Annotated in this window: 21 protein-coding genes; 11 read left to right on the forward strand and 10 right to left on the reverse strand. The window is 63.7% G+C overall.

Annotated features, from left to right (window positions below):
* Positions 1-643 precede the first annotated feature (643 nt).
* Complete coding sequence (locus ACNFBT_RS11005; protein ID WP_416749174.1) at positions 644-907, reverse strand: HGGxSTG domain-containing protein; 264 nt, start codon at positions 905-907, stop codon at positions 644-646.
* Positions 908-1,070: 163 nt separating this feature from the next.
* Here ACNFBT_RS11005 and ACNFBT_RS11010 point away from each other — a divergent pair, with 163 nt between their 5' ends.
* Positions 1,071-1,523: a hypothetical protein gene (locus tag ACNFBT_RS11010; RefSeq protein ID WP_416749176.1), complete on the forward strand. Its 453-nt coding sequence runs from the start codon at positions 1,071-1,073 to the stop codon at positions 1,521-1,523.
* 13 nt (positions 1,524-1,536) lie between these two features.
* Here the strand turns inward: ACNFBT_RS11010 and ACNFBT_RS11015 are convergent, their stop codons facing one another.
* From ACNFBT_RS11015 to ACNFBT_RS11045, 7 genes are all read right to left on the reverse strand, one after another.
* On the reverse strand, positions 1,537-1,797 hold the full coding sequence (locus ACNFBT_RS11015; protein WP_416749178.1) for a hypothetical protein: 261 nt from the start codon (positions 1,795-1,797) through the stop codon (positions 1,537-1,539).
* Between the two features lie 360 nt (positions 1,798-2,157).
* Entirely contained in the window at positions 2,158-2,550 is a 393-nt protein-coding gene (locus ACNFBT_RS11020; RefSeq protein WP_416749180.1) for a hypothetical protein, read from the reverse strand.
* 53 nt (positions 2,551-2,603) lie between these two features.
* On the reverse strand, positions 2,604-2,804 hold the full coding sequence (locus tag ACNFBT_RS11025; RefSeq protein WP_416749181.1) for a helix-turn-helix domain-containing protein: 201 nt from the start codon (positions 2,802-2,804) through the stop codon (positions 2,604-2,606).
* Between the two features lie 126 nt (positions 2,805-2,930).
* Positions 2,931-3,236, reverse strand: coding sequence for a hypothetical protein (locus tag ACNFBT_RS11030; RefSeq protein ID WP_416749183.1), 306 nt, complete (start codon positions 3,234-3,236; stop codon positions 2,931-2,933).
* Complete coding sequence (locus ACNFBT_RS11035) at positions 3,233-3,538, reverse strand: hypothetical protein (protein WP_416749185.1); 306 nt, start codon at positions 3,536-3,538, stop codon at positions 3,233-3,235. Before ACNFBT_RS11035 ends, ACNFBT_RS11030 begins: the two co-directional genes overlap by 4 nt.
* Positions 3,535-3,678 (reverse strand): hypothetical protein, encoded by a 144-nt coding sequence (locus ACNFBT_RS11040; RefSeq protein WP_416749187.1) that lies wholly within the window; start codon positions 3,676-3,678, stop codon positions 3,535-3,537. Before ACNFBT_RS11040 ends, ACNFBT_RS11035 begins: the two co-directional genes overlap by 4 nt.
* Positions 3,675-3,875: a helix-turn-helix domain-containing protein gene (locus ACNFBT_RS11045; RefSeq protein ID WP_416749189.1), complete on the reverse strand. Its 201-nt coding sequence runs from the start codon at positions 3,873-3,875 to the stop codon at positions 3,675-3,677. Before ACNFBT_RS11045 ends, ACNFBT_RS11040 begins: the two co-directional genes overlap by 4 nt.
* 128 nt (positions 3,876-4,003) lie before the next feature.
* Here ACNFBT_RS11045 and ACNFBT_RS11050 point away from each other — a divergent pair, with 128 nt between their 5' ends.
* Entirely contained in the window at positions 4,004-4,531 is a 528-nt protein-coding gene (locus tag ACNFBT_RS11050; RefSeq protein WP_416749191.1) for a hypothetical protein, read from the forward strand.
* Here the strand turns inward: ACNFBT_RS11050 and ACNFBT_RS11055 are convergent.
* Complete coding sequence (locus ACNFBT_RS11055) at positions 4,524-5,735, reverse strand: tyrosine-type recombinase/integrase (protein WP_416749193.1); 1,212 nt, start codon at positions 5,733-5,735, stop codon at positions 4,524-4,526. The genes ACNFBT_RS11050 and ACNFBT_RS11055 overlap by 8 nt on opposite strands.
* Before the next feature lie 333 nt (positions 5,736-6,068).
* Here ACNFBT_RS11055 and ACNFBT_RS11060 point away from each other — a divergent pair, with 333 nt between their 5' ends.
* The gene (locus tag ACNFBT_RS11060) at positions 6,069-6,290 is read left to right on the forward strand and encodes a YceK/YidQ family lipoprotein (RefSeq protein ID WP_416749195.1); all 222 of its coding nucleotides are present in this window, start codon (positions 6,069-6,071) and stop codon (positions 6,288-6,290) included.
* Between the two features lie 67 nt (positions 6,291-6,357).
* Here the strand turns inward: ACNFBT_RS11060 and ACNFBT_RS11065 are convergent, their stop codons facing one another.
* Positions 6,358-7,425 (reverse strand): diguanylate cyclase, encoded by a 1,068-nt coding sequence (locus tag ACNFBT_RS11065; protein WP_416749197.1) that lies wholly within the window; start codon positions 7,423-7,425, stop codon positions 6,358-6,360.
* Between the two features lie 381 nt (positions 7,426-7,806).
* On the opposite strand from ACNFBT_RS11065, the gene ACNFBT_RS11070 reads away from it, so the two are divergent.
* The 8 genes from ACNFBT_RS11070 (at position 7,807) to ACNFBT_RS11105 (ending at position 19,065) form a co-directional block, all read left to right on the forward strand.
* Entirely contained in the window at positions 7,807-8,658 is an 852-nt protein-coding gene (locus tag ACNFBT_RS11070) for a LysR family transcriptional regulator (RefSeq protein ID WP_416749199.1), read from the forward strand.
* A gap of 709 nt (positions 8,659-9,367) precedes the next feature.
* Complete coding sequence (locus ACNFBT_RS11075) at positions 9,368-10,423, forward strand: putative 2-aminoethylphosphonate ABC transporter ATP-binding protein (RefSeq protein ID WP_416749201.1); 1,056 nt, start codon at positions 9,368-9,370, stop codon at positions 10,421-10,423.
* Between the two features lies 1 nt (position 10,424).
* Positions 10,425-12,128, forward strand: coding sequence for a putative 2-aminoethylphosphonate ABC transporter permease subunit (locus ACNFBT_RS11080; RefSeq protein WP_416749203.1), 1,704 nt, complete (start codon positions 10,425-10,427; stop codon positions 12,126-12,128).
* A 123-nt stretch (positions 12,129-12,251) separates the two neighbouring features.
* Complete coding sequence (locus ACNFBT_RS11085; RefSeq protein ID WP_024764395.1) at positions 12,252-13,277, forward strand: putative 2-aminoethylphosphonate ABC transporter substrate-binding protein; 1,026 nt, start codon at positions 12,252-12,254, stop codon at positions 13,275-13,277.
* Positions 13,278-13,398: 121 nt separating this feature from the next.
* Positions 13,399-14,529, forward strand: coding sequence for a TIGR03364 family FAD-dependent oxidoreductase (locus ACNFBT_RS11090; RefSeq protein WP_416749205.1), 1,131 nt, complete (start codon positions 13,399-13,401; stop codon positions 14,527-14,529).
* A 168-nt stretch (positions 14,530-14,697) separates the two neighbouring features.
* A complete protein-coding gene (locus tag ACNFBT_RS11095) occupies positions 14,698-15,720 on the forward strand; it encodes a transporter (protein ID WP_416749207.1) in 1,023 nt (340 codons plus the stop codon).
* Between the two features lie 519 nt (positions 15,721-16,239).
* Positions 16,240-17,478 carry a glutamine synthetase family protein gene (locus ACNFBT_RS11100; protein ID WP_416749462.1) on the forward strand — a complete coding sequence of 413 codons (1,239 nt, stop codon included), beginning with the start codon at positions 16,240-16,242 and terminating at the stop codon, positions 17,476-17,478.
* A 252-nt stretch (positions 17,479-17,730) separates the two neighbouring features.
* Positions 17,731-19,065 carry an MFS transporter gene (locus tag ACNFBT_RS11105; protein ID WP_416749209.1) on the forward strand — a complete coding sequence of 445 codons (1,335 nt, stop codon included), beginning with the start codon at positions 17,731-17,733 and terminating at the stop codon, positions 19,063-19,065.
* The last annotated feature ends 10 nt before the right edge of the window (positions 19,066-19,075 follow it).

Raw genomic sequence — 19,075 nt, forward strand, 5'->3', positions numbered from 1 at the left:
GAATGGGACGCTGGAGCCCAGAAAAATCGGATGGAAGGTAAGCCGATTTGTTGCACAAATTGGGTGACGCTCATAGTGATACAGGGCGTGCGCGCTGCGTACCCGTCGCCCAAGTTGAATGCTTTGCTGAAGCAATCAAGGCTGTTTGCGGTAAACCAACAAGCCTGCTTGTGGAAAACCAGCAAACTGGAATGTGCAAAACCAGCAAGCTGCTGACTCAATGCCAGGTTTCCACAGGCCCTTCATGAGATTGTTCCGCGAATCAAGGGCACGGCCCTTTAGGGACTCAAGAAACCCCTCGCGTACGCGTGCGTACTTGTCTCAAAACCATCCACGCTCAGCCTGGTTACCACTTCGGAGTGGTCACCTTTCGTGGTCACCGATCTGGTCACTCCGCGCATTTGGGCTGCGTGAAGATCGTGCGTGAAAGTGCTGCGTGACATTGCGTGACGCCTGAGACGAGATCTCTTTAGGGACTAAAGAAACCCTCGCACGCGCGTGCGCGCGTACTGGTCGCAAAACCCCCTTTAGGGACTCCGAAAACTCGATTGCATGGGGTTTGTTTCGCAAATGAGGGGCGGGGCGGTTTCGTCCAGAACTGTCCAGAACGCGATAGCCTGGAAAGTGTAGTTTTCTTAACCTCTCATGGGGTTCGCGTTTTCCTAGGTCCAGTGGACAGGCCGCCATGGAGTTTGCAGCGGCCAGAGGCGTACAGATCGCGGCGCTTGCATGGAGTCCCGGCCCTGGTCTTCGCACCGCAGCAAAGGCCCCTCAGCTCTTCAGGAAAGGGCGGTCTCGGTGGAGGCTCGCCAGTATATCCCTGTGCCGCCCACGCCTCGCTCCAGCGCTCGGAGGCCTTGCAGTATCGTTTCCAGAGCTTGCGCAGCTCAGCCTGGTGGTCAGTCATGTGTTGGTACTCCAGGGAGTCCCGACTTGGTTCGCAGTTCGTGCGTTGAAGGGTGCGAACTTTTCGTGCGAACCAGCTGCGAACCTGTCACCCATGGTCGACACTGCTGGGACTGACAGGTATATCCGAGTCGGACCTAGTGATCTGTTTCCAAGGAGGGGATATGTCCTTGTTGAGCCGAATCCGATCGATCTTCGTCGGCACCAAGGCTGGCGAGAAGCAGCTACTGCCAATCACTGAGGTTCTCGGCATACAAGCGAAGGTTGGCGACACTCCCACGCACGAATTGGCCAGCAGCTCACACCAGGATCTGCAGGTGATGCTCAAGTGCTGTGAGGCAGAGGAGACTAACTATTGGAAGCAGCCGGCCGGGCGGCGCGCTTGCGCTGCTCCGTTCTACTTCGAGCGCGTGGCAATCCTCAGCCGCAAGGCCAAGGACTATGCCACTGAGGTGTCCATCTGCGAGCGCTGGAAGGCCATTGCTGACGACTATGCCGGGCAGTCCATTGTGCGGGATGGGATGGCGGCCTTGGTTCACCAGGGGCCGCGGTCGGTCGCCATTCTTGGCAGGATGGATAAGGCCAGGGATCTGCTGGCGCGTAGCCCGGGCAGGTAGGCGGTCCGACGGCTTATACGACCGTGTGCTCCCACTTGTAGCTTGAGTACAGGAATGGGCGCCCACCTTCCTTGTCAGTTTTGACCACTCTCAGCCGGACCTTGGTGCCCAAAGGGTACTCCCGGATTTTGCGTGCGCATTCGATCTTCATGTCTTGAGAGAAGAGCTCGCCAGCTACAGGCCTTACTCCATTCTTGCGTCGCTCGGGGTCGTAGAAGACTTCCGCGATGATCTCAACGTACTCATCTGGGTGATGCTGATAGTCCCAAGCCATGATCGTTCCCTCGTTCTGCCTGGTTAGACGGTGGCAGGTTATCGCGAGAGTGGCGTTTCCACCACGATGTGGCGTGCAGTGCCACGTCCAGCCGACGCTCAACTCGCTTCAGCGTCGGGCGGGCAAAAATCCGCGGTCGGAAACTTCGTGCCGTGGGGCCGCGCGCACTTCTGAGCCCATTTTCGAGCCCTGGAAGCAGGGGAGAAGAAGGGTAGGAGGTGGTTAAGTAGGAGTGGTCCATATTTGATACCTGTGGCCACTGAAAACAGGCTCCACAGGTACCAAAAATGACACCTGTGGAGCCTGAAAAACACCTCAATGGTCCATATTTGATACCTGTGGCCTGGGCTTGGGTATCGTTTATGGACCGGTAGAAATCGAAACTCGACGATCCTCCCAATCGTTTGTGGGCCCCCGGTTCCTCCAGCACGGGAGCCACGTCAGGCGCCAGGTCCTGGTCTTCGATTGCGTTCGACTGCAGAACAGGCTGTCGTCCACCAGCACAATGAAGCCGGCTTCTTCCAGCTCTTTGAATGCCCTCATCGCCAAGGTGCGCGAGCACGGGATTTCCTCCTCGGCCTGGCGTACGCCGAACCCGACAGGGCCGGCAGGACTCCAGTGGCGTTGCAGAAGGGTGAGCAGCACCTTCGCCTGGGCGGTGAGAGCCAAGTACTCTGGCGATGACAGCAAGCGGCGCTGTATCGCAACAACGCCGCCGCGCTTGTCAAAAGGAAGATTGCTCTTCTTAGCCATTCGTCAGCTCGCAGGCAGGAACCGGCGGGCCGAAGCCCGCCAGTCGAACACTATTAGGACGCTTCGCGCAGCAGGACATACTTGGCGACACGGTGGGGCGCGCGCCCGTCATTGGTGGCCTGGTAGGTCCAGTGCGTGATGATCTCGTGTCCTTTGTTGCGCAGGCGGCGGATCGTGTTCGGCGGGTGAACAATGTCCAATTCGTTCGCTGCTTCCAGGGTAGTAATGGGGCCTTTGCGCAGCGCCTCCATCATCTTGCGGTCTTGCTGAGTGGACGAGTGTGATGCCATAGTCTCAACCTCACTTGGTGCTAGCCAATGTGTACTGCCCGGACGGAGTTGCCGCTCCGTTCTGGGCAACCTCTCTAATGCCTTCCTGGTTCATTCGCTTCTCTCGCTTCCCTTACCTACAGTTTCGTGCCCGTGCTGGACGAGCTTCCTCACCATCTCGATTTCGCCTTGAACGGCCCATAGGACGCTGCTGATGACAGAGCTATGCAGCTCGCAGCTTTCCTCGTCCGTGAACTGGCAGCTCAGCATCAGCAGCATTGAGTCGGCGCGCATTAAGGCGCAGTTGATAGCGTCGACGTGATATCCAGGCCGCGCTTCAGGGTCGATTACGGCTGCTTCTTCCGGAGTGCACGCATAGAACTTGGTGGGGCTCGGCGGTTGCACAAAAGCGTTCATTTGGAATCCTCCTCCGGCTCGCTGATTTCCCACAGTTGGCAGCCAAACTCCTTCAGCAGCTCACCAATGGCATCCACTGCGCAGGCAGCGCCATACTTCAGGTCTGCGGTCATATGGTGCTCAGAGGCATCGGCGCCCAGCAGGTTTGCCAGAGCGCAAAGCCCGTTACCTGCTGCGTTGATGGTCTCGGACCGGCGATTGACCACCCGGCGCAGTGAGCTCAGTTCATGCAGGGCCGATTCGGCGAGTTGTGCGGCATTGACTGCTTCGTCCATGGCAGCTTTCGAAGTGCGAGCGTTCATACGATCACCTCCACCCGGGCAGCACCCAGGCTACGTAGTTGCTGAAGATCGACCACGCGGGCCGACGCCGGCAGGCTGAGCCAGCCAAATGCCAAACCGGAATGATCGATCAGCCTGATTTTGAGCTTTGCGGCGCTCAACGTGCGTTCTCCTTCGCCAAGCGGTTCAGCCAGGCCTCCAACTGCTTGATGAGGATCAGTCGGCGCTTTCCGGACTTGAAGCTCGGCAAGTCGCCGCTGGCTATGGCTTCGTAGATTGCGGAGCGGGTGTGGCCGCTGATCCGGCCGGCATCTTCGGGGCCGACGGCGAGCGGGACGATGGGGGCTGCCTGTGACATAGGGCTTTCCTCTATTGCTGAATCGGTATACTGGGACGATACTGGATTGCGTAAGCATCCTAAAGTGTAAGTAACACAATTTGCAAGCATTGAGTTTGTAAGCTCAGCGCTGTGAGGAAGGAGGGGAAGTGGCAAACCGTTCGAAGAAGGTGGTTCTGTCGGCCAGGGTGGAGCCGTATCTAAAGGCGGCTCTAGAGCTCTATGCGACCTCCACGAATGAGAAGATCGTGAAGGTTCTGGAGCGATTCATTGAAACCTGCCTGTCGGATGCGCAAATTGAGAACCCTTTAAATGGCTACAAAAAGGGCTATTTCATGACCATCTTCACGGCGATTTGGTCTGAGGATGAAGTCATTTTCAACCTGCGCGCAGGCCTGATGGGGTCGAAGTTCTCGAGCGACAGATTGTTCCACCTCGCCATGACCGTCGTGGGTGACCATAGATTCAAAGGTGACTTCGATCTGTTCGGCGACCTGAACGGAATGGCTGAGCGATTTGAGTTCGTTCAACCCTATGAGGCCAAAATTGATTTAGGGCTCGTGAGAAGTGAATGGGATGTGCTTGTCGCCTACGTCGATTTCCTAGAAAACAACAAGCCTTTCTGCCCGACTTATGATGACTACAAGAGGATGCGCGAGCAGTCAGAATCTAAATAAGCTCCACCGCCGCCGCCTTGCTGTCCGGTGCCAGGTGGGCATAGCGCAGCGTCATCTTGATGTCGGTGTGCCCCAGCAGATCCCGTACCGTATTGAGCGGCACTCCTGCCATCACCAAGCGTGAAGCGAAGTCGTGACGCATATCGTGCCAGCGGAAATCCGTCACGCTGGCATTCTTCAGCAGCTCCAGCCAGGCCGTTTTCACATCTGTCATGCGCTCGCCTTCTTGGCCGGGGAACACGTAGCAACCCGGTGGACATTGCTCCTTCCAGGACTTCAGGGTGCCCAAAGCCTCTGCGTTCAGAGGGATGTGGCGTGTCTCTTTGGTCTTGGTGCCTTCGCCGACGACAGTGATGGTCTTCGCCTGCAGGTTCACGTCAGGCCAGCGCAGATTGAACAGTTCGCCGCGGCGCAGGCCGGTATTCAGGGTGAGCAGCACCATAGGCTTCAGGTGATCGGTAAAGGTGACCGCGCGAAGGTCCACCAGCAGCTCTTGGTTACGCTCTGTGCGCCATTGGTTGGCACTGTCACGCTCAGCCCGGATTCGCTCCTGTCGCGCGTCTAGAGCCTCACGGAGGGCCTTGGATTCGTCTTTCGATAGATAGCGGATACGCCCCTTTGCGTCGACCTTCAGCGCCTTCACCTTGTCGAGTGGCGAGGATTCCAGGTAGCCCCAGTCCACAGCCCGACTGAAGACGCCGCTGATGGAGCCCATCTTGCGGTTGGCGGTGGATGGCTTGTTGCCGCCGTTGAGCCAGGCAGTCCGGATCTGTTCTAGGTCACGGCCAGCGACCTCCACCAGGCGTAGGCTCATGATCGGCTCGAAGCAGGTGGACAGGGTGTGCTCGGTTTTCTCATGGCCGCGGTGGTGGGCCTTGAACCAGGGTAGGTAGGTATCGTCAATGAAGCTGCGCAGGGTAGGGGACGTGGCTGCGGTGCGGCCCTCGATTACTGCCAGTGGCTCGCCGTGCTCGTAGGCGTCTGCAAGGTAGCGGGCGGCCTCAGTTCGAGCCTGGGCCAGGGTAAGCTTTCCGACGCGGCCAAGGGACTTCTCACGGTTGCGTCCCCACGTCACCATATAGGCGACGTGCCCGGTCGGCTGGACGCGTAGGAACAGGCCTGGCTGTTCCGTATCGTGGATACGGTATGGTTTGTCTTGAGGGGTGAGGCTGCCAAGCAGCTTCTGAGTGATCTTGGTCTTCATCCTTTCCTACCAGCAGCGTACCAGCAGAAAAGACTATATAGTTTCGTCCGGCTACATTCAAAGGGCCGTAATATAGGGCTTGTGGAGTGGTCTTCGAGTGCTGTTAGGGGCTAAATGCCCCTCCTAAGGGGAAGGTTGGAGGTTCGACCCCTCTCCGGGACACCAGCATGCCAAGGCCCGCACTCGCGGGCCTTTTGTTTTTTCAGGGCCGACGGGAATGTCGGCCGTCATCGCAGTGCGACAGGGAGTTCGTCGATGCGCCACGGTTTCAAGGCTCTGCTGCTTTGCCTCGCCCTCGTTCCGCTAGCGGGATGCGGAACTCTGGTCGCGCGCATGGACGACAAGGTCCACTGGACTGACGACGACTACTTCAAGAGTACCCAGGGCAACGTCAAGCTGCTGACCGGCGAGGTGGACACCGGTTATTTTCCCGCCACCGCGTTCTGCTGGATGAGCATTGCCTGCCCGATCGTTTCCATCCTGACGCTGCCGGCGGACGCGGTCGTGGACGTGGTGGCGTTGCCCCACGATTACTACGCCGCCCAACGGCAGTGAGGCCTCTGGGCACGGCATTGCCGGGGGCGGCGGGGCGTAGGACACCCCCAGGCGTCGTCGGCCTCCCTCAGGGGCTGTAGGTCATCCGGTTGCGGCCATTGTGCTTGGCATCGTAGAGCGCTTGGTCGGCCTTGATCAGTGCCTGGCTCAGGCTGCCATCCAGGGTGAGGCGGGCGAGGCCGAGGCTGACGGTGACCGATGGGTTGCCGGGCTGCTCGGCGATGGCCTGGCGCAGCCGGTCCATGTGCCGGCCGGCTTCCTCGGCGCTGATACCCCAGAGATACAGGCCGAACTCCTCGCCGCCCAGGCGGGCGAACTCGAAGTCCTTCATTTCGCTCTTGATGGCCTGCGCCACGCGGGTCAGCACTTCGTCGCCGACGTCGTGACCATAGGTGTCGTTGACCCGCTTGAAGTGATCGATGTCGACCATCGCCAGGTAGCGCTGCTCGCCATCGTCCGCCAGCCGTTTGCCGACGCGGGCCATGAACGAGCGGCGGTTGGGGATGCTGGTCAGGGTGTCGAGGTAGGCCTGGTCGAGCAGCAGCCGGGCCATCGCATAGTTGTACAGCTTGGCCTGGCTCAGCCGGTTGAAGATGTAGATCGACAGTGCGCAGATGAACACTGGATAACAGATCAGCATGCTGCGGCGCTCGTCGAATTCGGGAACGTCGCCCAGGAAAGGGTTGAGCAGTGTCCAGCTCACCACCAATACGCCGAAGAAGGCCGGACGGTTCAATGGCATCGCGGTGGCGCTGTAGAGCACGGTGGATGCGGAGATCACGAGCCAGGTCTGACGGACGTCACTGGGGATACCCTCGATCACCATCCGCGCACCCAGCGCGAAGGTCAGGACGAACGCCAGGTTGAGCACGTAGAAGTGCGTCGCCTTGCGGGTCAGGGCGGCAAGTGCGGTGATGATGAAGAACACGGCCAGGAAGGCTACCGAGAGGAAACTGAAGCCCTGGTTTGCCTGGAAGCTGACGATCAGATCGAAGAGAAACCACATGCCGATGCTGACGCAGAACACCAGCAGGCAGAATCCATGGAGTCGTTCGAAATCGTGCTGGAAAAACTCGGCCCTGAGCTCGGGCGAAATGGCTTGCTTGAGTACTTCGGATTCGATGGTCTTGAACATGACGCGCCCTGTACGCGTGTGGAATCGCTCGCGCGAGCATAGTTGAACTCACGGCACCCCGCGCAGCATGAAAGGGCTCGCGAGCAAGGATGATTCCGGGCGGCTCAGGGGCGGGCGCAAAAGCGGCAAGTCGGCGACGAGGCTCTTGCGATTCATGTGGGGGCGCCTGTCCGCGGCACGCTGGCGAGCGCCGCAATGAAGAGGCGCGTGGCTGCTCCCCGGCCAGGGCGGGTGGTCGTTGTCGGGGACCGTTGTCTGTAGCGCCAGGTCTTCGTCGCCCTTCCGTTCGAAGGATTCCAGCACTTGCTGTAGCATCGCGCGGTGCTGGCCGGCAGCGCCTGAAAGATGTTGATGAATTTTACGAACGAGCGGGTCTAGCGGATGTTGAGTGCAGAACTGAAGGCGTTCTATCGGGTGGCGAAGCTGGGCAGCATCACCCAGGCGGCGAAGAAGCTCGGCCTGAGCCAGCCCACCGTCACCACCCAGATCCGCAACCTGGAAAGCCAGTACGCGGTGGAGCTGTTCTATCGCGGCGGCCGCCGCCTGACCCTGAGCGACGAGGGCGCGCGCCTGTTGCCGATGGTCGAGGCCCTGCTGCAGCAGGAAGCCGACATCGAGTTCTACCTGCGCAATTGCGGGCAGATGCAGGGCGCGCTGCGCATCGGCGCGACCTCTCCTTACTACGTGCTTGGCCTGATCAAGACCTTCCGCGAGCGTTATCCGCAGATCGAGGTGTCGGTGGAGATCGGCAACTCCCAGCAGGTGCTCGAAGCGCTGGTGGAATGCCGGGTCGACCTGGCGGCGTCCTCGCAGCAGGTGGACGATGCGCGCCTGACCCGTGTGGTGCTCGGCAGCGATCCGCTGGTGCTGGCGGTGCATCGCAGCCATCCATTGGCGATGCAGCCGTCGGTGGCGTTGGGCGATCTGCGCAGTCACTGTCTGCTGATGCGCGAGGCGGGTTCCACCACCCGCCAGCTCACCGAAGCGATGCTGGAGAGCGCCGGCGTGATGCCGGCCTCGATGCTGGAGATCGGCAGCCGCGAGTCGATCCGCGAAGCGGTGATCCGCAACCTGGGGGTGAGCATCATCGCCCGGCAGGAAGTGCCGGATAACCCGCAGTTGTGCGTGCTGGAGATCAACGGGGCGAGTCGGATCGACGAGTACCTGTATTGCCTGAAGGATCGGCGGCAGGCGCGGTTGCCGAGTGCGTTTCTGGGGTTGGCGCAGGGGTAAGGTCAAGGGCACGAGTTTTCGAAATCGGAGTTTCTGCGCCGCTTCGGTGTGCGCTGGGACTTCTTGTTTCGCCCCCTCGGGCGACCCACTTTGGCAAACGACCCAAAGTGGGCAAAGGTCTTGCCCCTGTCATCCGGTTTTTCGCTTAGGCGAAAAATTCCCTCGTTGAAGCGAAGTTTCAGGGGCACGCCACGACGGGCCATCCCTGGCCCATCGTGGCTCTCGCGACATCCATGTCGCTCAACCCCTGAAACTCCGATTCAACGAGGCCTCCTGAAAGGGGCCGTTCGGAGCGTTCGGATGTTGCTCTGGAAATCTCTAGAGCCAGAGCCAGAGCCAGAGCCAGAGCCAGAGCCAGAGCCAGAGCCAGAGCCAGAGCCAGAGCGCGGCGCTCTAGCCCCCGTAGGAGCGGACCTTGTCCGCGAGATGCATCGCGGATGAATCCGCACCTACCGGGAAATACCTTGGTCTTGCGCCTGCGCAGGAGCGGACTCCCTCCGCGATCCGCCTGCCAACGATGCCGCAGACCCAACCGCTCAACCCCACCCCTTCGCAAAATTTTTCATTCCCATACCAAAATTTGCCTATGGATCTATCGGTGCACTTTTCGTCATCGCAATAGAGCCGTCGCATTCGCTCCCTAGCATGAGCCTCGTCAAGTCACGTCGCTGCCCACGGCGGCGTGAGCCACAGAACACGAGGTACCGCCATGCACACGACTATCGCCGGCACGCCGCTCAGCGTGCGCCATATCCGTAAACGCTTCGGCCAGTTCGTCGCCCTCGACGGCGTGTCGCTGGACGTCAAGGCGGGCGAGTTAGTCTGTCTGCTCGGCCCCTCCGGTTGCGGCAAAACCACCCTGCTGCGCTGCATCGCAGGCCTTGAGCGCCACGACGACGGTACCCTGCACCTGGGCCAGCGTGACGTGTCGAACCTGCCGCCGCAGGCGCGCGACTACGGCATCCTGTTCCAGTCCTACGCGCTGTTTCCCAACCTGACCGTCGAGCAGAACATCGCCTACGGCCTGGCCAACGCCAGCAAGGAAGAAGCCCGCCGTCGTGTCGCCGAGATGCTCCAACTGGTCGGCCTTTCCGGCAGCGAGAAGAAGTACCCCGGCCAGCTCTCCGGCGGCCAGCAGCAGCGCGTGGCCATGGCCCGCGCGCTGGCGCCGAGCCCGTCGCTGCTGCTGCTCGACGAACCCATGTCGGCGCTGGACGCCCGCGTGCGCGAGCACCTGTGCGGCGAGCTGCGCCAACTGCAGAAGAGCCTGGGCATCACCACCGTGATGGTCACCCACAACCAGGACGAAGCCATGCTGATGGCCGACCGCATCGCGGTGATGAACCACGGGCGCATCGAGCAGTACGGCACCGCCCAGGAGATCTACAGCACCCCGGCCACGCCCTTCGTCGCCGAGTTCGTCGGCCAGGGCAACTGGCTGCCGTTCGAGCGCGGCAGCGACGGCCATGCCCGCGTGGGCAGCCTCAACCTGCGCCTGCAGAACCAGGCCGCGAGTGCCTCGGGCCGGCTGTTCTGCCGTCCGGAAGCGATCAGCGTGAACCCGGCCGTGCACCAGGAGAACCTGTTCCGCGCGCAGGTCCGCGAGATCACCTTCCTCGGCAACCGCTGCCGCATGAGTTTCGAGCTGGAGCAACTGCCGGGCCAGCCGCTGCTGGCCGAGCTTGCGCCGGAAGACATGCCGCGCCTGGGCACCCCGGATATCTGGGTGTCCCTGCCGCCCCGCAGCCTGCAGGTGTTCGCCTGAGATGGATGCCGTGGTGAATCGCCCCCCGGCGTTGTCCGCCGGCAAGCTCCGTGGCGATCTGGGTGATCGCCTGTTCGTGCGCGGCGGCAAGGTCCTGCTGCTGGCCCTGCTCACCGCCGCGGTCCTGCTGCCGCTGCTGGCCATCTTCTGGCGCGGCTTCAGCAGTGCGGCGGGGCAGGGCGGTGGTCTCGCCGCCATGGGCGAGCTGCTGCGCAGCGACAACTTCCACTGGCTGCTGGGCAACAGCCTGAAGGTCTCGCTGAGCGTCGCCGCCATCGTGGTGCCGCTGGCCTATGCGTTCGCCTATGCCCTGCAGCGCACGCTGATTCCGGCCAAGGGCCTGTGGAGGGGGATTTCCCTGCTGCCGCTGCTGGCGCCGTCGATGCTGCCGGGCATCGCGCTGATCTACCTGTTCGGCAACCAGGGCCTGCTGCGCGGCTGGGTGCCGGACAACATATACGGCTTCTGGGGCATCGTCCTGGGCGAGGCCATCTACACCTTCCCCCACGCGCTGATGATCCTGCTGTCCGCGCTGTCGATGGCCGATGCGCGCCTGTTCGACGCCGCCTCCAGCATGGGCGCGAGCCCCTGGAAAGCCTTCCGAAGCATCACTTGGCCGGCTTCGCGCCAGGGCGTGTTCGCCGCCTTCTGCCTGGTATTCACCCTGACCATCACCGACTTCGGCGTGCCGGTCGTGGTGGGCGGCGACTACCAGGTGTTGGCGCTGGAAGCCTACAAGGCGGTGGTTGGCCAGCAGCAGTTCGGCCGTGGCGCGCAGATCGGCATGATCCTGCTGTTACCGGCGCTGCTCAGCTTCGCCGTGGACACCTGGCTGCGTCTGCGCCAGCGCGAGGCCATGAGCGGCCGCGCGCAGGTCTACCATCCCAAGCCGTCGCGCCGCCGTGATGCCGCCTTCCTCGCCATCGTGCTGCTGATCTGCGCGGTGCTGCTGGGCGTGCTGGGCATGGCCGTGTACTCCTCGCTGGTGAAGTTCTGGCCGTACAACCTGTCGCTGTCGCTGCATCACTACGACTTCGACACTACCGCCGGCGGCGGCTGGCTGGCCTATCGCAACAGCCTGACCATGGCCGCCTGCACGGCCGTCATCGGCAGCGCGGTGATCTTCACTGGCGCCTACCTGATGGAGAAGACCCGCGAGCAGCAATGGCTGAACCAGCTGCTGCGCATGCTCTGTTTCGTGCCGATGGCCGTCCCCGGGCTGGTGCTGGGCCTGGGCTACGTCTTCTTCTTCAACCTGCCGAGCAACCCGCTGCACGTGTTCTACGGCAGCATGGCGCTGCTGGTGGTGTGCACCATCGCTCACTACCTGACCACCGCGCAGATGACCGCCACCGCCGCGCTGCGCCAGCTCGACGGCGAGTTCGAGGCCGCTGCGCTGTCGCTGAAGATGCCGCTGTGGCGCCATTACCTACGCGTCACCGTGCCGATCTGCCTGCCGGCGCTGCTGGACATCATCCGCTACCTGTTCGTCTCGGCGATGACCACGGTGTCGGCGGCGATCTTCCTCTACAACCCGGACACCATCCTCGCCGCCGTCGCCGTGCTGAACATGGACGACTCCGGCAACGTCGGCGGCGCCGCCGCTATGTCGACCCTGATCCTGATCACGTCCGCCGCCGTGTCGCTGCTGCTGGCTGGCGCCTCGCGCGGCCTGCTGCGCTGTTCCCAGGCCTGGAGAAAGTGATCGCCCAGCGGTTCCTACGTTGCACTTGAGAGCGCTTCACCTGCCGCACTGAACATCAACCGTCGCACTGATCGTCATCCCCGCGAACGCGGGGATCCAACAAACACTGCCAAGGAGCTCCCCATGTTCAAACGTCTTGCCCTCGCCGCCGCTGTGGTTGCCGGTTTCGCCGCACAGGTCCACGCCGCCGATACCGAGCTGACCGTCTACACCGCCCTGGAACCGGAACAGCTGACCGCCTATAAACAGGCCTTCGAAGCCGAGAACCCGGACATCAAGATCAAGTGGGTGCGTGATTCCACCGGCATCGTCACCGCCAAGCTGCTGGCTGAGAAGGACCGTCCGCAGGCCGACGCCGTGTGGGGCCTGGCCGCTTCCAGCCTGGCCATCCTCGATGCACAGGGCATGCTGGAGAAGTACGCGCCCAAGCACCTGGACGCCATCGGCAAGAACTACCGCGACCCGGCCAACCCGCCGGCGTGGGTCGGCATGGACGTCTGGGCCGCGACCATCTGTTTCAACACCGTCGAGGCCGAGAAGCTGGGCCTGGAGAAGCCGGTAAGCTGGCAGGATCTGACCAAGCCGGAATACAAGGGCAAGATCGTCATGCCGAACCCGGCGTCCTCCGGCACCGGCTTCCTCGACGTCTCCGCCTGGCTGCAGACCTTCGGCGAGAAGCAGGGCTGGGCCTACATGGACGCCCTGCACGAGAACATCGGCCAGTACGTCCACTCCGGTTCCAAGCCGTGCAAGCTGGCCGCCGCCGGCGAATTCCCGATCGGCATCTCCTTCGAATACCCGGCCGTGCAGCTCAAGCGCCAGGGCGCGCCGCTGGACATCGTCCTGCCGAAGGAAGGCCTGGGCTGGGAAATCGAAGCCACCGGTATCGTCAAAGGCACCCAGCACGAAGCCGCCGCGAAGAAACTCGCCGACTTCTCCGCCAGCCCCAAGGCCATGGAGCTGTACAAGGAAAACTTCGCTGTGCTGGCCCAGCCGGGCATCGCCAAGCCGCAGACCGAACTGCCGGCCGACTACGAGCAGCGCCTGATCAAGAACGACTTCGCCTGGGCCTCGAAGAACCGCGACGAGATCCTCGCCGAGTGGCGCAAGCGCTACGACGGCAAGTCCGAGAAGGTTGCGCAGAAGTAAGCGCGTGAGCCCTCTTTCCAGCGGGAAGAGGGCGCCGCCCCGCAGTCGGGGCGGCCACATCGTTCAACCCGCGCGCCGGCCGTGCCCGGCGCGAAGGGCATCTCGCAAGAAGGACTCCCCCATGACCCAGACCCACTGCGACGTCGCCATCGTCGGCGCCGGCATCCTCGGCCTTTCCCACGCCTACGCCGCCGCCCGCCGCGGACTGTCCGTACGCGTCTTCGAGCGGACCGCCACGCCCCTGGGCGCCTCGGTGCGCAACTTCGGCCAGGCCCTGGTCACCGGCCAGCCGCCGGGCGTGATGTCGGACCTGGCACGGGCCAGCCGGTCGATCTGGGCGGATTGGGCGCAGCAGGCCGGGTTCTCCCTGCGTCGCAATGGCTCGCTGCTGTTCGCCCGCACCGAGGCGGAAGAGGCACTGCTGGAAGCCTTCTGCGTCGGCCGCGCGAAGGAGCAGGAGTACAAGGTCGAGCTGCTGCGTGGCAGCGCGCTGAGCGACCTCTACGAAGGCCGCTTCGGCCATCACCGCGCGGCGCTGCATGGCCTCGACGACCAGCAGCTGTATTCGCGCGAGGCACTGCCGACGCTGATCGACTACCTGCACCGCGAGCTGCACGTGCAGTTCCATTTCTCCACCCTGGTCCGCGACGTCGACACCGGCGTACTTCGCACCACGGCGGGCACCTTCACCGCCGGACAGGTGATCGTCTGTTCCGGTCATGACTACCAGACCCTGCTGGCCGAGGCCATCGCCCCGCTGGAGCCGCAGGTGTGCCGCCTGCAGATGCTGCGGGCGCGTCCGCAGGTCAACTTCGGCCTCGGCCATGCCGTGCTCACGGGCCTGAGCTGCGTGCACTACGGCGCCTTCGCCGACCTGCCGGAAGCCGCGGCTATCCGGGCGCAGATCTACCGTGAGACGCCGGAACTGGAAGCCCAGGGCATCCACCTGCTGATCAGTCCGACGCCTTACGGCGAGCTGATCATCGGCGACTCGCACCACTACGGCAGCGATGCCGCGCCGTTCAACGCCGAGTTCGTCGACCGGCTGATGCTGGAGCTGGCCGAGGACACCCTGGGCATGCGTGTCGAGGTGATCGAGCGCTGGCAGGGCGTCTACGGCTCGCGCGGGCCGGGGCCGTTCTCGGTGCTGCAGGCGGCGGACGGCGTCACCGCCGTGCTGATGCATACCGGCGTGGGCATGAGCGTCGGCCCGGAACTGGGCGAGCGCACCGTCGCGGCCCTGTTCGGCTGACACGTAGCTGTCACCTGAGGTTCATGGGGCTCTGTTAACACCAGGGAGCGGGTGTGATTTGCTCTTCGTAGGAGCGAGCTTGCTCGCGAACAGTCCGTGCCGTGCGGGTTCGCGAGCAAGCTCGCTCCTACAGGGCCTGGGCCGCGCCAACGTCCGTAGCGGAACTCCATGAACCACAGCATCGTCCAGAGCCACCAGGATTCCGATCTGTTCGGCCTGCTCTATGGCTTCAGCTTCCGTCCCGGCCAGCCCGGCCTGGAAATCGACTCGTCCACCGCACTGCAGCGCCTGCGGGAGCCGCGCACGGAGGATGAGTTCCTCTGGCTGCACCTGAACCTCGCGCACGCGGCCTGCGAGCGCTGGATGAAGTCGCACCTGGAGTTGCCGGACTACTTCTTCGAGACCCTGCGCGAAGGCTCGCGCTCCACCCGCATCGAGCATGTCGACGGCGCGTTGCTGGCGGTGGTCAACGACGTGGTGTTCGACTTCGGCAGCCGCATGTCCTCGGACGTCTCCACTCTGTGGGTCTGTGCCCGTGGCCGGCTGCTGGTGACCGCCCGCGCTCAGCCGTTGCGCTCGGTCGATACCCTGCGCTCTTCGGTCAAGCACGGCGAGCGCTTCCGCTCGCCACTGGAGCTGCTGGTGCACCTGTTGCGCGACCAGGGCGACATTCTTACCCGCATCCTGCGCGAGACCAGCATCAGCGTGGACCGCATCGAGGACCAGCTGCTGTCCGCGCGCCTCGCCGATAACCGCGCCGACCTGGGCGCCATGCGCCGCGTGCTGGTGCGCCTGCAACGCCTGCTGGCGCTGGAACCGGGCTCGCTGATGCGCCTGCTCAACCGCCCGCCGGTGTGGCTGAAGGAGGACGACGTGCGCGTGCTGCGCGAGGCCACCGAGGAATTCTCCCTGGTGATCAACGACCTCACCGCCCTGGGCGAGCGCATCAAGCTGCTGCAGGAAGAGATCGCCGCCAAGCTCAACGAGCAGAGCAACCGCACCCTGTTCACCCTCACCGTGGTCACGGTGCTGGCGCTTCCGATCAACATCATCGCCGGTTTCTTCGGCATGAACGTCGGCGGCATTCCGTTCTCCAGCGATCCGGAAGGGTTCTGGATTCTTGTCGTGCTGGTGGCCAGCTTCACCGGGCTGGCCGGGCGCTGGGCGTTTCGCAAGCGGGATGATTACTGAGTGGTGGCTGCCCCACGGCGCGGTTGGCATGTCCTTCCCTGAAGGAGCAGCTGTCTTGCCCCCGGACAATTCCGTGTCTGCGTCTTCCCCCTCACCCCATCCCTCTCCCTCAGGGAGAGGGGGCAGATCGTGCCGGCTGACGCCAAGGTTTCCTTCTGCACCGAACGGTCCCCTCTCCCCCTGGGAGAGGGTTAGGGTGAGGGCCGATCCGAGCACAGAGCTGTGCGGTAGGAGCGGACCTTGTCCGCGATGCGCTTCTATCGATCTGTCAGCCTGATCGCGGACGCAGTCCGTTCCTACGGAAATTCCCTTCTCCGTACCGCTTGAAATATCGAACGCGTGGTGCGTATTTTGTACAGGCAGCGCACTCTGCGCGGCCTCCTGTGACAAAGACAAGAAGTACAAGGATAAGAAGTCATGAGTAGCGATCTACGCAGCCCGCTCGCCGAGCGTCTGGCTGGAGTCGAAGAGATCGAGTGTGTCACCCCCGACCTCAACGGGGTGCCGCGTGGCAAGGTGATGACCGGGGAAGGCTTCCTCACCGGCCGCCGCCTGCAGCTGGCGCGCGGCGTCCTGCTGCAGTGCATCATGGGTGGCTACCCGCCCGCGAGGTTCTACGGCAGCGACGACGGCGACCTCGCCCTGGTCGCCGAGCCGACCCAGATCCACCGCCTGCCCTGGAGCGACGAGCCCCGCGCCTTCGCCATCTGCGACGCGGTGGAGCTCGACGGCCAGCCCTCCGGCCTGTCCACCCGCGGACTGCTCAAGCGGGTGCTGGCGCGCTACGCCGAACGCGGCTGGAGCCCGGTGGTGGCCACCGAGCTTGAGTTCTTCGTCTTCGCTCCCAACCCCGACGCCAACGAACCCTTCCAGGCCCCGCTCGGCCCGGACGGTCGCCGCGAGATCGGCCACTCGGCCTTCAGCGTGTCCTCCAATAACGGCCTGCGTCCGTTCTTCCAGGACGTCTACCGCTGCATGGCGGCGGTGGGGCTGGAGCGCGACACCTTCATGCACGAGATGGGCACCAGCCAGTTCGAGATCAACTTCCTGCACGGCGACCCGGTGCTGCTGGCCGACCAGACCTTCCTGTTCAAGCACCTTCTCAAGGAAGTCGCGCTCAAGCACGGGCTGATCGTGGTATGCATGGCCAAGCCGCTGGCGAAGACGCCGGGTAGCTCGATGCACATCCACCAGAGCATCGTCGACGGCGAAGGCCGCAACATCTTCACTGACGCCAACGGCGACGCCACGCCGGCCTTCCGCCACTTCATCGGCGGCCAGCAGGCGTGCCTGGCGGACTTCACCCTGCTGTTCGCACCGAACGTGAACTCCTTCCAGCGCCTGTGCCACCCCTACGCCTCGCCGAACAACGCCTGCTGGTCCTACGACAACCGCGCCGCCGGCCTGCGCATTCCGGCCAGCGCGCCGGTGGCCCGTCGCGTGGAGAACCGCCTGCCGGGCGCCGACGCCAACCCGTACCTGGCGATCGCCGCGAGCCTGGCCGCCGGCCTGCACGGCATCGAGCGCGAGCTGGAGCCGACCGAGGCGATCCAGGGGGAGTTCGAGGTGCCCGAAGCGCTGCTGCTGCCGTGCACCATGTACGACGCGCTGCAGCGCCTCAAGCGCAGCCAGCTGGCGCGCGAGGTATTCGGCAACGAGTTCATTGATGGCTACACCGCGACCAAGTCGATGGAACTGAGCAGCTTCTTCGACGAAATCACCCCGTGGGAGCGCCGCGTGCTGGCCGCCCAGGCCTGATCGCTGCGCGGGCACGCCGAGACAGTCGCGCCGAAACACCGGCGCGGCTGCGATCGGCGGGCATTTCTCCGGCATCCTCGTTCATCCCGCCGTCATCCTTCAGGATGCCTGGCGGCACGCTCCGCGACCCGCTCTGTTCCAGGCCCGGCAGGCCTCTCGACGCGCCGTCTGGCAGGCTCTAAGGTGTCACGGCAAGTCCCGCTTTCCGTCGCCCGGGTGCCGTCCCGGGGTTGTCTTGGGCCAGGAGGTCCGATGCTCCGGATCGTCACCGCTTTTCGCGCTCTGTACTTCGCCGCTGTCATGCTCCTGACCGGTTCCGGTCTGCTCAGTACCTACCTCGCCCTGCGTCTGGGCGCGGAGAAGGTCGATGGGCTGTGGATCGGCGCCATGATGGCGGCCTACTACCTCGGCCTGGTGCTGGGCGGCAAGATCGGCCACCGGCTGATCGCCCGCGTCGGCCACATCCGCGCCTATGTCGCCTGCGGCGGCCTGGTGACGGCGGCGGTGCTGGGCATCGGCCTGTTGCCCTGGCTGGGCTTCTGGCTGGTGCTGCGTACCGCCATCGGCCTGGGCATGATGTGCCAGTACATGGTCATCGAGAGCTGGCTGAACGAGCAGGCCGATGCGCGCCAGCGCGGCCTGGTGTTCGCCGGCTACATGGTGTCGTCCTACCTTGGCCTGGTGCTCGGCCAACTGGTGCTGGTGGTGCATCCGGGGTTGGGGCCGGAACTGCCGATGATGATCGCGCTGTGTTTCGCCCTGTCGCTGATTCCGGTGGCGATCACCCACAAGGTCCACCCCGCGCCCTTGCGCCCGGCGCCGCTGGAGCCGCGCTTCTTCCTCCAGCGGGTGCCGCAGTCGCTGACCACCGTGCTGGTGTCGGGCCTGGTGATCGGCGCGTTCTACGGCCTGGCGCCGCTCTACGCCTCACAGCAAGGATTGACCACCGAGCAGATCGGCCTGTTCATGGGCGGCTGCATCTTCGCAGGCCTCCTGGTGCAGTGGCCGCTTGGTTGGCTGTCGGACCGCTACGACCGCGCCGTGCTGATCCGCAACGCGGCGATCCTGCTGCTGCTCTTCGCCTTGCCGCTGGCGCTGCTGCCGATGTTGCCGCTGCCGGATATGTCGCTGTCCCTGGTGTTGCTGTTGCCGGCGGGCTTCCTGGTCTGCCTGGTGCAGTTCACCCTCTATCCGCTGGCGGTGGCGTTCTCCAACGACCACGTCGAAGGTGACCGCCGCGTGTCGCTGACGGCGATGCTGCTGGTGACCTTCGGCGTCGGTGCCTGCATCGGGCCGCTGGCGGCCGGCGCGCTGATGAAGCTGTTCGGCCCGAACATGCTCTACGCCTTCGTCTGCGCCTGCTCGCTGATCCTGATCTGGCGCGTGCAGCCGGAGAAGGTCAGCGGCATGCACCGGGTCGACGAGGCGCCGGTCAAGCACGTGGCCACGCCTGACAGCCTGGCCTCGTCGCCGCTGTCGGCAGCGCTCGACCCGCGGGTCGATGACCGCGCGGTGGCGACGCAGATGAAGGGTACCGACAGCTCGGTGGCGGCGCCGGAAGCGGAAGAGGAAAGCCGGCCCGCATAAGGCCGCAAGG

Origin of the sequence: Pseudomonas sp. NY15181 (assembly GCF_048068055.1) — a bacterium.
Classification (GTDB): Bacteria; Pseudomonadota; Gammaproteobacteria; order Pseudomonadales; family Pseudomonadaceae; genus Pseudomonas.